This is a genomic window from Methanoplanus limicola DSM 2279 (assembly GCF_000243255.1).
Taxonomy (GTDB): Archaea; Halobacteriota; Methanomicrobia; order Methanomicrobiales; family Methanomicrobiaceae; genus Methanoplanus; species Methanoplanus limicola.
This window is the reverse complement of sequence record NZ_CM001436.1, coordinates 2,356,478-2,368,499: the sequence shown is the minus strand read 5'-3', so window position 1 is coordinate 2,368,499 and position 12,022 is coordinate 2,356,478. Positions and strand designations below refer to the sequence as shown.

12 protein-coding genes and 1 pseudogene are annotated in these 12,022 nt (G+C 42.6%); 10 read left to right on the top strand and 3 right to left on the bottom strand.

Annotated elements, in window-relative coordinates; all coding sequences use genetic code 11:
• Positions 1 to 80: 80 nt before the first annotated feature.
• Together METLIM_RS11100 and METLIM_RS11095 are read left to right on the top strand one after the other, a co-directional pair.
• Complete coding sequence (locus METLIM_RS11100) at positions 81 to 380, top strand: 30S ribosomal protein S24e (RefSeq protein ID WP_004078541.1); 300 nt, start codon at positions 81 to 83, stop codon at positions 378 to 380.
• Between the two features lie 5 nt (positions 381 to 385).
• Entirely contained in the window at positions 386 to 538 is a 153-nt protein-coding gene (locus METLIM_RS11095) for a 30S ribosomal protein S27ae (RefSeq protein ID WP_004078540.1), read from the top strand.
• 235 nt (positions 539 to 773) lie between these two features.
• Here METLIM_RS11095 and METLIM_RS11090 read toward each other — a convergent pair whose 3' ends face one another.
• The gene (locus tag METLIM_RS11090) at positions 774 to 1,967 is read right to left on the bottom strand and encodes a DNA adenine methylase (RefSeq protein WP_004078539.1); all 1,194 of its coding nucleotides are present in this window, start codon (positions 1,965 to 1,967) and stop codon (positions 774 to 776) included.
• Between the two features lie 233 nt (positions 1,968 to 2,200).
• On the opposite strand from METLIM_RS11090, the gene METLIM_RS11085 reads away from it, so the two are divergent.
• The 3 genes from METLIM_RS11085 to METLIM_RS17185 all read left to right on the top strand — a co-directional run bounded on the left by METLIM_RS11085 (position 2,201) and on the right by METLIM_RS17185 (position 5,183).
• Positions 2,201 to 2,818 (top strand): hypothetical protein, encoded by a 618-nt coding sequence (locus tag METLIM_RS11085; RefSeq protein ID WP_004078538.1) that lies wholly within the window; start codon positions 2,201 to 2,203, stop codon positions 2,816 to 2,818.
• A 152-nt stretch (positions 2,819 to 2,970) separates the two neighbouring features.
• A complete protein-coding gene (locus METLIM_RS11080) occupies positions 2,971 to 3,831 on the top strand; it encodes a potassium channel family protein (protein ID WP_004078537.1) in 861 nt (286 codons plus the stop codon).
• 110 nt (positions 3,832 to 3,941) lie between these two features.
• On the top strand, positions 3,942 to 5,183 hold the full coding sequence (locus METLIM_RS17185) for a hypothetical protein (RefSeq protein WP_217177976.1): 1,242 nt from the start codon (positions 3,942 to 3,944) through the stop codon (positions 5,181 to 5,183).
• A gap of 15 nt (positions 5,184 to 5,198) precedes the next feature.
• Here the strand turns inward: METLIM_RS17185 and METLIM_RS11070 are convergent, their stop codons facing one another.
• Both METLIM_RS11070 and rsgA read right to left on the bottom strand, forming a co-directional pair.
• Positions 5,199 to 5,885 (bottom strand): GNAT family N-acetyltransferase, encoded by a 687-nt coding sequence (locus METLIM_RS11070; RefSeq protein WP_004078535.1) that lies wholly within the window; start codon positions 5,883 to 5,885, stop codon positions 5,199 to 5,201.
• The gene (rsgA, locus tag METLIM_RS11065; RefSeq protein WP_004078534.1) at positions 5,860 to 6,963 is read right to left on the bottom strand and encodes a ribosome small subunit-dependent GTPase A; all 1,104 of its coding nucleotides are present in this window, start codon (positions 6,961 to 6,963) and stop codon (positions 5,860 to 5,862) included. The genes METLIM_RS11070 and rsgA overlap by 26 nt, the downstream gene beginning before the upstream one ends.
• A gap of 563 nt (positions 6,964 to 7,526) precedes the next feature.
• Between rsgA and METLIM_RS17585 the strand changes: the two are divergent.
• The 5 genes and pseudogenes from METLIM_RS17585 to METLIM_RS11045 all read left to right on the top strand — a co-directional run.
• A pseudogene (locus METLIM_RS17585) lies at positions 7,527 to 7,814 on the top strand (ATP-binding protein); the annotation flags it as partial.
• A gap of 12 nt (positions 7,815 to 7,826) precedes the next feature.
• Positions 7,827 to 8,213: a winged helix-turn-helix domain-containing protein gene (locus tag METLIM_RS17580; RefSeq protein WP_342633018.1), complete on the top strand. Its 387-nt coding sequence runs from the start codon at positions 7,827 to 7,829 to the stop codon at positions 8,211 to 8,213.
• Between the two features lie 575 nt (positions 8,214 to 8,788).
• On the top strand, positions 8,789 to 10,291 hold the full coding sequence (locus tag METLIM_RS11055) for a type I restriction-modification system subunit M (RefSeq protein WP_004078533.1): 1,503 nt from the start codon (positions 8,789 to 8,791) through the stop codon (positions 10,289 to 10,291).
• Positions 10,292 to 10,294: 3 nt separating this feature from the next.
• A complete protein-coding gene (locus METLIM_RS11050) occupies positions 10,295 to 11,443 on the top strand; it encodes a PDDEXK nuclease domain-containing protein (RefSeq protein WP_004078532.1) in 1,149 nt (382 codons plus the stop codon).
• A 100-nt stretch (positions 11,444 to 11,543) separates the two neighbouring features.
• Positions 11,544 to 11,921: a DUF1016 N-terminal domain-containing protein gene (locus tag METLIM_RS11045; RefSeq protein WP_004078531.1), complete on the top strand. Its 378-nt coding sequence runs from the start codon at positions 11,544 to 11,546 to the stop codon at positions 11,919 to 11,921.
• The last annotated feature ends 101 nt before the right edge of the window (positions 11,922 to 12,022 follow it).

Below are 12,022 nucleotides of genomic sequence, written 5' to 3'. Positions count from 1 at the left end.
AACCCGGCAGAGGCTGCCCGGATCAGATGTGACTATTTGATAGTTTTAAATAAATCTGCATACAATATCTATAGATATTCATGGAATTTGTATTCAATAAGGAAGGGGAAAACAAGCTTCTGAACCGCACAGAGCTTGAATTCGTAATTAATTACGAGGGTGCGACACCTTCGAGAAAAGAGATACTCGGTAAACTCTGTGCAATGCGCAATGTTCCGACAGAAAACTGCGTCATTGATTCACTCAAAAGCGAATTTGGTAAGCAGGAAATCATCGCAAAGGCACGCATCTACGCAGATGCAGAGGTGCTGAAATCTACTGAGCTTGACTATCTTGTACAGCGCAACTCAGCTGAAGTTAAGGCAGAAGAGGAGGCCTGATTCCGGTGGTCAGCCGCTACAAGTATTACAATGTTGAGGGCGATAAGGCAGTAACAGATAAGAAGAACTGCCCACGCTGCGGAGCCGGTGTCTATATGGCTCAGCACAAGGACCGTGTCTCCTGCGGTAAGTGCGGATACACCGAATTCAACAACTGAAAAATAATAATTCAGGGTTTAGCCCGAAAGTTCAGTGATAAATCCTGTTAAATTAAAAAGTCTGTTATAATTTCAGTCACCGTAAGAGAGATACTATTGATCTCTTATGCCTCATTCCGGAAGATTTTCCGGTGAGGAAATATTTTTTTAAATCCCCGTATGTGTGATAATTCACAACAAACGGTTTTTGCTCTGTTTACAGGGGCAGGTTATACATAACTTTGCAGGGTCAGAATCATTCAGCGATAAAGAGGACTTCAGAGGTCTTTTTGCTGGAAAGGGCGTATCTGTAATCCGTATTTTTAACCTCACAGACATTTCCTTTATATTTATTCAGCATTTCTCTTATTTCATCCTCTGACGGTATGCCGTCACTTCTGTATGAGATGACAAGCACTGAATCTTTGTATTTCCGGATCAATTCCTCAAATGCTCCGTGGATCTTCATTTTATCAGACCAGACATTTTCGCCCCTGCCTGCTATCGGCCGGTGCTTATATCTGTCCAGTATTTTTCTGTCCCAGTTTTCGTAGTCTGTCATGCCTTCGAGAAAATGATAGAAGTCTATATAGTCAACGCCCACACCTCGGCCGGATATATATGGTGTGTCGATATATACGAGATCGTAATGGCTTTCCGGAATTTTCAGTGCGTCATAGTTTATGGACCTGCATTTTTTTCCGCCGGAAAATAGAGCGTTATTTGCCTCTGTTATGAATTTTATGAAGAGTTCCTCAAACGGCTTATCCCATGTTGTTTTGTTGCCAAAACTCCGTTTTACATCAGATGTCCTGATATAGAGGTTTGCCCGGTGAAAGAGGTTGTATGGTCTTTTAATAATGCATGACTGAAATAGGGCAAACCAGGCGACAGCCTGTTTGTATCCGTCATCAAGGAGGTTTATATTTGTTATGACCATATCCAGCCAGGCGTTCTCCTCATCGAGGTAAAAAATATCCCTGAAACTGTCCTGAATAAAGGCCGGATATTCTATGTTCTCATCCTTTCTGAGCAGAAATTCGGTATCAGAAGCTGTCAGCTCTACATAATCATTTTCAATCAGTGCCTTCCCGATTATATGATTGAACTTCAGGATGTCGTTGTATGTTACTGTCTTTCCTTCTCTCTTCAGCATATGGGACATGCAGCCTGTGCCGCCGAATGCGTCAAGGACGGTTTCAAATTCTATATCTTTTATGCTCTCCCATATCCACTCAGTAATCTTGGCCTTTGACCCCTGGTAGCGGGTTTTTGGGAAGGGGTGGCTGTTATTGCGGTTATCATTCCCTGAAGCATTGTTCTTATTATGCAAGTTTCTCTTTTCCTCTCCGGAATTTTTTAAATCTGCCGGAATTCCTGAATATCTGGATTCTGCCAGGTAATGCACCTCTCTGGCATCTCTTCCGCTATGCTGTTTGAAGGGTGACATATCAGTCAGAACTGCCGGTAATGTCTGTATCAGAACATCTTATCTTTATTTATTTTCAGGCATAACTGCCTGATTTGTAGATATTATCAGATATGCTATCTCCTGTCGGCACATCTGTCTTATTTATTTTTCCGGAAGTTTACCCGAATTTATCCATTATCGGGACTTAAGATATATTATTCTTAAGAACCAACGGTATAATGGATTACTGAGAGTTAAGTGGTTGTTATAGTATGTTTTTTGACGATGATAACGAATTTGAGGCGGAAGGCAGGCTTGAGAGCTTAATTCTGGTCATGCTTGGGATAAGTGATGAGGGAATGTCATATACAGTCTTTGAAAAGATGCTCTTTAACGCTTATAACAACGGCCTTTCAGCATATTTCGAGCGGAGATTTACCCCTTCTGAACTTGGTGCATCCTCCGTGGATGTCAGAGAGGCGGTTGAATCTCCGATCTTCAACGATGAAGAGTTTATGTACACAGAGCCTGATGAAGGTGACAGACTTAGCGGCGGTTACGTCGGACTTACAGAATATGGCAGAAATATAGCAGGACAGATCATCATAAAAATGAAGCTTGATCCGGAGACAATAAACCGGTATATTGTGATGAAGAGGCTTGTGAATGAACAGAGCATTTTTTCAGATGAAGAGGTTTTGCTCTTAAATTTCCGGAAATTCCCAAAGATGGCTGTAAGGTCTGAAATTTATGATGATATATATGACCGGAGAGAGGAGATCGCAGACGGGATGCTGAAGAAAGGTTTCATCTCAAGGGGTACTTACAACACACTCACAAAAAAGAAATGGCATATGGACAAGACGTATGGTAAGGGTAAGAAGAGGTAAATCCTCGTTTTCTGGCCACTATAAGTTACTGTATGATCCTGATTCACCATAATGGCTGAAATTATAACCGATTGCTAAAGCCCGGAAAAAGTCTGCATCTGTGGTTTATAATAGAAATTATATCTCAGTGAAATTAAGATTATTCTCAGGATATGTTGAAAAAACAGATTTATGATGCCCTTGAACTGAATGAGAATTCAGGCAGACTGGCAGTTGTTCTGAATATATTAATTATTGTTCTGATTATCGCAAGCGTAGCGTCAGTCATTATTGAAAGCATCACTAATTTTGCCACTATTGAAATATTTCTGGTAATTGAATTATTTTCAGTAATTGTATTTACAATAGAATATATCCTTAGATTATGGTCATGTACTGAAGACAAAAATTTCAGCAGACCTGTAATTGGAAGGATTAAATATGCACTGTCACCACTTGCCATTATTGACCTGCTGGCAATTCTTCCGTTTTATCTGCCGTACCTGGTTAATGTGGATCTAAGGGTATTAAGACTTCTGAGACTTTTAAGGCTTTTTAGGTTGTTTAAACTTACGAGATACACCCGTTCCTTTAATCTTTTAAAAAGGGTCTTGATTCGTGAAAAAGAAGCATTAATAATAACTTTTTTTATCCTGCTTCTGGTTGTAATTATTTCCTCGTCACTGATGTACTTTGCAGAGAAAGATGTTCAGCCGGATGCCTTTGTATCCATTCCGCATTCCATGTGGTGGGCAGTTGCCTCTCTGACAACTGTGGGATATGGGGATATTTACCCTATATCACCTATAGGAAAATTAATGGCAAGTGTAATAGCTATCCTGGGAATTGGTTTTGTTGCATTGCCAACCGGGATCCTGTCCTCCGGATATATTGAGGAGTTAAAAAATGACAGGTGTCAGTCCGGTGATGATATCGGGGATCTCGAAAGGTTAGTGAAATTAAAGAAAGACGGCCATATAACAGATGACGAATTTGAAATATTGAAAAAAAATATAATGGATGAGATCAATTAAAAATCATTATCAAATAGTTTTATTTATTAATTTATAGAATATCTCTTATGAAATGTTCCAATTGCGGGTCTGATGATGAGGGGAATTTCTGCTCAAAATGTGGAAACCGGTTGCAGCAGGATAATGCTGAAGAATTTCCGGAAGATTTTTCAGCCGGAAATCCGGCAGAATGGACTGGTTTATGTCCGGTCTGCAAAAAAGCATCCCTGCAATATAATATAAAGAAGGTATTTTTGGGTCTTAAATCAAGAGAATCATACGACTGCCCGAAATGCAGATCAGTCTTTCTGAAAGAAGATGATAAATATAAACTTATATCTGTATCTGACAAAGGTAATGAAATCTGGGTGGAATATGGGGAAAAACCACTATCGCCGGAAGAATGGGTGAGAATTTCACATGGCGGGATTTCTGATGAGAAGCAGAGAACTGTCGATCTTGAGCATTACTACTCTGAACTGAGCCTTGGAAATATTGACCCCGGAAAAAGTCCGGACTGTCCTGTAATACTGAAGATAAATGAGGAGCATATCGTAACCTTTCCGGGCATTACATTAAAAGAGCCAAGAGCGGTCAGAAAAACCACAGGCGGTTATGCAGGGCCAAGATTCCGGGTTGCAAAAGGAGTATCTTTCAGTCTTGGTGCGTTTGGTGCATCCAGTGAATCTCATGATGAAATCCGGGATATTGACCGTGGTCTTTTTACAATTACAACAAAAAGGCTCATATTTTCCGGGAATAAAAAGACAACCGCTATCAGTCTCAGTAAGATAATCTCAATAAATCCATATTCTGACGGTATCGGAGTTAACCGGGAGAACAGGGAGAAGATGCAGTACTTTGTCGGAATTCCGGAGGTGGAGGTGGATATTAATGTTGATGGCAGGGTATACAGAGAAAACTTCTCCGGCCTGATGCTCATGTCAATTATTGAGGGCCTGATAAACAGAATGAATAACCCTTCAGTCTCTGCTGAGAGCAGTTCCGGCAGTTCCGGAAATTCTGAATCTGCTGAAGAGAGGCGGTTTAAGATCCAGGTTGAGAGAAATCTGAAAGGCAGGGAACTTGAAAAGAATGGAGATGCTGAAGGGGCGGTTTTGTTATATGAAGAGAATATCGCAGAGGGTTTTGAAGGAAATTTCCCGTATGAGCGCCTTGCGATAATCTACCGGAAGAAAAAAGAGTATTCTGAAGAGATTAGAGTCCTTAAAAGGGCCATATTTGTATTTGAAAATTATGCTTCTAAGGAGCGTTCTGATCTCATCCCAAAACTTGAAAAATTTAAGGAGAGGCTTGTTAAAGCAGAAGTTCTGGAGGAAAAAGCACCTGCAAAGGCGAATGACGGGAGGTAGCGGCTTATGGCTTTTTCAGGCTATCTCTTTGAATTCAACAGGTTTATGGGCCGGAATTATCATGTAAACCCAGGTGTCAATTCCGAAGATGAACTTTGTAATCAGGCTTTTGTATGAACTCTGCACCTCAAACCCAAGCCTCCCGTAGAGTTTTTGTGCCGGATTTCCGGATGCGACATACAGTGTAAACTCCTCAAAGCCGCACTTTTCTGCAAACTCTCCGGCATGCCTGATAAGGGCCGTTGCAATTCCTTTCCCCCGGAATTTCTTATCTGTGGCGAGTAATTCTATGTAGCATTCCTCCGGCCTTACGCTCTCAACCAGCACTGAAAATCCGTACAGCAGTTTCAGGGTTTTAAAGATGCCGTGTTTTTTCGCAACCGGAAATATGCCTATCTTCTCTTTTGGTCTGTTCTGTCCTGTAAACTTCAGCAGGATTGCACCGGCGATCTCTCCCATGTATTCGGCAACGAAATATCCGTCAATCGGCCTGTCCGGGAATATCTTTGCGTCTTCTGCAAGAAGGACTGCTTTCTCCTCAGAAAGGCCGGTCAGTGAATGAATTTTGCTGTAAAAAGACTGTGCAAGTATTCTGTTCACTGCCGGAGAGTCACTCTCTTCAAACGGGCGGATCGTTATTGGGCTACTGTTAATAATCATCTGTTTCTGCTGTTCTTCATCTGCATCTTTCTTTGTCTTCATGGATCCGTTTTGCAGCTTTTCCTATCCATTTATATTTCTTCTTCTCAATTCTTTTAAGCCCTATCTCTTCCTTTTCAGCCTGAAATTCACTCTCCTTCATAAGCCGATGATATGACTCAAGCCTCTCTTTTGGGATAAATCCGGCATTTACTGCCTCAATAACGGCACATCCGGGCTCGTCAGTGTGCCGGCAGTTGCGGTACCGGCATTCGGGTGCAAATTCAGCAATTTCAGGGAATGTCTCGTCAATTCCGGCAGCAGCTGAACCGATCTGAATTTCACGCACTCCGGGGTTGTCAATAATTACCGCACCGCCGGGAAGGGTGAAGAGCTGCCTGACTGTTGTTGTGTGCCGGCCTTTTTCGTCATATTTCCGGGTGTCAAATGTATCCTGCACCTCTTCACTGAGTAGTGCATTGATGATGGTGGATTTGCCGACACCTGACGATCCAACGAGTGCGACTGTTTTTTCTGGCATGAGATAATTTTCAAGTTCTTCAAGGCCGTTTTTCTTAAGGGCACTTATTGTTACTACCGGAACTTTGCCTGCAATTTTTACTGCTTCTGCGGCGATCTTCTCTGCATCTTCTGCCAGATCAGATTTGTTTATGACGATGACAGGTTTAGCGCCGGAGGCATGCACGATTGTCAGATAGCGCTCAAGCCGCCGGGGGTTAAAGTCGCTCCCTGCTGCTGTCACTATGAATACTATATCGAGGTTGGCAGCAATTACCTGTTCAGTATTTCCCTCGCCTGCTGCTCCCCTGGTTAATATGCTCCTTCTTGGCAGTATGTCAACGATCATCCGTGTTCCTGTTTCAGGCTGGTTGAGGATGACTACGAAGTCTCCAACTGCCGGAATTTTTCCGATCTTAAGGAGTGCACCGGAGGTTTTTACCCGGAATTTTCTGTTCTCTGTGATGACGTCAAATGCAGTCCGGTGTCTGGCTGCAACTCTTCCGGCGATATACGGGCCAGTGTACCGTGAGAATGTCTCTGTCTGGATACTGTCCATGCTCAGTTCCTGGTGTGCCCGTAACTCATCGGTTTCAGAAGAATGTACAGTTTTTTCTGTCATTTTAATCCTTAATTTAATATTTGGCCGTTTAATGTTAATATTCTGGCGGTGGGGTGAAGGGCCGGAAGTTGGCTTTAAGTTGTGGACGGTGCTTTATGATTTTAATCCGGGATAACTGCTCAGGAGATCTGCCTGATTTGTTACATTATGCTGTGAGCTGTCACATGACCATCACATAAGATTTGATTTTTAAAAAATGGTGTTTTGGGCGTATTATCTGAATCAAATGCCAATGGTAATTATCTGGTTTGTGTCATATAATTTAGTATCCTTTTTTTGGAATTTACCTGTCACATAAGAAATTTGTGTGGTTTTTTTCACACCGGAAATAAATGTAAATTACATATTTATTCCTGCAATGTTTTTTTTGTTAACAAACGATATTGAAAAAAGGTCCGGAGGAGAATACTATTCAGGTTTTTTCGATTGATTTATGCATATCTAATCAAAATAAACAGTTACTATTATAATTGCCAGTTGCCTGAGAGATTTTGAAATAAATGGCAGATAAAAATACCGCAGATATAGGGTTTGAACAGGAGATATGAGGAGCGGCATGTGTTCTTCGGGTAAATATGGATGCTTCGGAGTACAGGCATGTCGTTTTAGGTCTGATTTTTTTAAAATACATCTCCGACAGGCTTGAAGTCTGGAATCCCGGAGCACTTCCGCCTTCCCTTACCCTTGAAAAACTTCGGGTTGCACATGGCTCAGTTCCGGGAAATCCACTCCTTGCAGAACCAATGTACCTTACTAAGTACATTGAGCGGATGGGTACAGGAACTGGTGATATGATAAGGCGTTGCAGTGAAGCCGGTCTGCCTGAACCGGAGTTTACCGTAACTGATGGTTTCCGGACAGTTATCCATCTGGTCAAAGCAGAGGAAAAACCTTCGGATAAAACTGAAATTACCAGGAATAAAACTGAAATTACCAGGGATAAAACTGAAAGTACTAGGGATAAAACTGAAATTACTAGGGATAAAACCGAAATTACCAGGGATAAAACCGAAAGTACTAGGGAAGAAACCGAAAGTACCAGGGATAAAACTGAAGAAACCCGCGAAAAAATTATCGCTCTGATTTCAGAAAACCCGTTTGTCACCATGGACGAGATGGCACAAAAGACGGGCATATCATCCAAAGGAATAGAATGGCAGATAAAAAAGTTGAAAATTTCCGGGCGGATAAAACGGTCCGGGCCAAGAAAAGGCGGTCACTGGGAGATTGCCGGAGATGGTAATGACTGATATGGATATGAAATATGACTGACTGGGTGTTTTAGGAAATGACAGATATAGGGGTGGCGATTCTTAGGGTATCATTTAAATTGCGTTATATCAATTGCAAAATTATACTCCTGGCCTTTTTTAAGTATTCCTTTTCCCGCTTCTAAAAACATTTTTGGAGCATTTAAAAAGTTATGCAGAAATACCCTAAGCTAAAAACAGGATTTTTCAGGAAATGTTTAAAGTACTGAAATTGTCACATGACCATCACATAAGATTTGATTGTTTAAAAACAGGAATTTAGGCGTATTATCTGAATCAAATGGCAATGGTAATTATCTGGTTTTTGTCATATAATTCAGTATCCTTTTTTTGGAATTTACCTGTCACATAAGAAATTTGTGTGGTTTTTTCATACCTAATGTGGAGTGTAAATTATATATTTATTACTGCAATGGTTTTTTTGTTAACAAACGATATTGAAAAAAGGTCCGGAGGAGAATACTATTCAGGTTATTTCGATTGATTTATGAATATCTAATTAAAATAAACAGTTACTATTATAATTGTCAGTTGCCTGGGAGATTTTGAAATAAATGGCAGATAAAAATACCGCAGATATAGGGTTTGAACAGGAGATATGGGGAGCGGCATGTGTTCTTCGGGGAAATATGGATGCTTCGGAGTACAAGCATGTCGTTTTAGGTCTGATTTTTCTAAAATATATCTCCGATAAGTTTGAGCAGAAGTATGATGCTCTCAAAGCAGAGGGTGACGGGTTTGAGGAGGACCGCGATGAGTACCTTGCAGAGGGTGTTTTTTATGTCCCTCCTGAGGGACGGTGGGGTGCGATTGCTAAAAGAGCACATACGGCAGAGATTGGAACGGCTATTGACGATGCAATGCGGGCAATTGAGAAGGAGAACCGGCGCCTTAAGGATATTCTGCCCAAGACTTTTTCCCGGCCCGAACTTGACAAACGCCGGCTTGGTGAGGTTGTTGACCTCTTTACAAATATCCGGATGGCAGATCAAGGCGACAGTAAGGATATTCTCGGAAGGGCGTATGAGTACTGTCTGGCGAAATTTGCCGAGCAGGAGGGTAAACTTGCCGGCGAGTTCTATACTCCGGCCTGTGTTGTAAAGACGCTCGTTGAGGTCTTGCAGCCATGTCAGGGAAGGGTTTATGATCCCTGCTGCGGGAGCGGCGGGATGTTTGTTCAGTCAGTGCATTTCATAGAGAACCACCGGGGCAATATAAATAATATCTCTGTTTATGGTCAGGATTCTAACCCGACCACATGGAAGATGGCACAGATGAATCTGGCAATCCGTGGTATTGAGGCAGACCTTGGAAAGTTCAGTGCGGATACGTTTTACAATGATCTTCATCCGACGCTGAAGGCCGATTTTATTATGGCAAATCCGCCTTTCAATCTCTCAAACTGGGGAGCTGACAAGCTTGGTGATGACGTACGCTGGAAGTATGGAATTCCGCCTGCCGGAAATGCCAACTTTGCCTGGATGCAGCATATGATTCACCACTTGTCCACCAAAGGACGGTTAGGGCTGGTACTGGCAAACGGTTCTTTATCCTCACAGTCCGGAGGTGAGGGTGAGATCAGAAAAAAGATCGTTGAGGCTGATCTTGTGGAGTGTATTGTTGCAATGCCTCCGCAGCTCTTCTATACAACGCAGATTCCGGTCTCCCTCTGGTTTATCAGCAGGGAGAAGAAGCAGAAGAGAAAGACTCTGTTTATTGATGCCCGGAATATGGGGACGATGCGGTCAAGAAAACTTCGTGAACTGACTCAGGAGGAGATTGAGCTTATAGGTAAGACTGTCTCGGATTTCGAGGCCGGAACTCCTGAAGAGGTCAAAGGATTTTGTGCTGTTGTTTCAACGGATGAGATTGCAAAGCATGATTATATCCTGACACCCGGAAGATATGTCGGAATTGCGGATGTCGAGGACGATGGTGAGCCTTTTGAGGATAAGATGGAGCGGCTGACGGGGGAGCTTTCAGATCTGTTCAGGAAGAGCCGTGATGCTGAAGAGGAGATCCGCCGGCAGCTTAAGAGTGTCGGGTTTGAGGTATGAGGGATGGGGGATTTTTCATTTGATGTACTTGTAGGTTCTATTCGTGAGATGGACTCCGGGTTTGTCTCATCTGCTGTTAAGGCAGTGAATGTGAATCTTACTCTGCGGAACTGGTGCATTGGTGCGTATATTTCCGAATTTGAACTTCATGGCTCAAACCGTGCCGGTTACGGGGATAAACTGCTTTTAAATCTCTCTAAAGAGTTAAAGTCCGCAGGTCTTAAAAGATGCAATCAAAGAGATCTTCAGCGTTATATCTTACTTTACAGGTGCTATCCGGATATTGGTTCTCTTCTCCCTGAGGCTGTTAAAGATCAGTATCTGTCAGTATGCTCTCCGGCAGATGCTGATGACAATCATTATATAGGAGGAATTTGGGAGACAGTGTCTCCCAAATTCAGAACACCACCTGAAAAACTAATAACCTCCTTGGCATATTCCCATATTTCAGAGATTATGGAGATTGATGACCCGTTAAAACGTCTTTTTTATGAGATTGAATGCATCAAAGGCTGCTGGTCGGTTCGTGAGTTAAAACGGCAGATAGGTTCACTTTATTATGAGCGGTCCGGTCTATCAGAGAACAAAGAGGCTTTAAGCCGTATTGCAAACGAAGGAGCAGAGATCTCATCACCTTTAATGGCTATCCGTGACCCTTACGTCTTTGAATTTTTAGGTCTTAAACCGGCTGAGGTGATGGATGAGTCGGAATTTGAGTCTGCTATTCTTGATAAACTTGAGACATTTCTGCTTGAACTTGGACGGGGTTTTTGTTTTGAGGCACGCCAGAAACGTATCCTGATTGGAGATGAGTATTTTTTTGTTGACCTTCTTTTTTATCACCGGATACTGAAGTGTCATATTCTGGTTGAGCTTAAAACAGAGAAGATGAGCCATGAGGCAGTCGGTCAGCTCAATACATACCTTAACTGGTTTAAAGCAAATGAACTCTGTGAGGGCGACAACCCACCGGTTGGAATCCTTCTCTGCACTGAGAAGAATGACGAGCTTGTACGTTACGCAACGGCAGGTATGGCCAACGATCTCTTTGTATCGAAGTATGAGGTTGTTCTTCCTTCAACTATCGAAATCGAGAATTTCATCGAGGAAGAAATGAAACTGCTAAAGGGTCAGGGTGGTGAGCAGAGATGATTGTTCAGATATTGTCATCTGACCGGGGAGTTTTCCGGTCTTTTTGCAAAGAGCAGGAAGGCAGAGGAAGAAATAAGGAAGAACCTGCGGAGTCTTGGTTATGAGTGATCGCAGGAATCTGCCGGATGATTATTCCGGATTTTTATCAGATCTGAAGAGACGCATCCGTGAGGCACGGGTAAAGGCCGCCCTTTCTGTTAACCGTGAGCTCATTCTTCTGTACTGGAGTATCGGGAGTGATATTCTAAGGCGGCAGGAAGAGGAAGGCTGGGGTGCGAAGGTGATCGACCGCCTTTCTGCCGATCTTAAGAAGGAATTTCCGGATATGAAAGGACTTTCTCCCCGGAATCTGAAGTATATGCGTTCTTTTGCCAGGGCATGGCCTGAAGAGAATTTCGTGCAGCAGGCCGCTGCACAAATTACATGGTACCATAATGTAACACTGCCTGGTAAATGCGGCGGGATTAAGGGGGATTGAGTAATATGTTTGATATGATTTTGGCTGTTGGTATTGCAAAGAGCTGTGAGGCCGAAGATGAGATCCGCCGGCAGCTTAAGAGTGTCGGGTTTGAGGTTTAG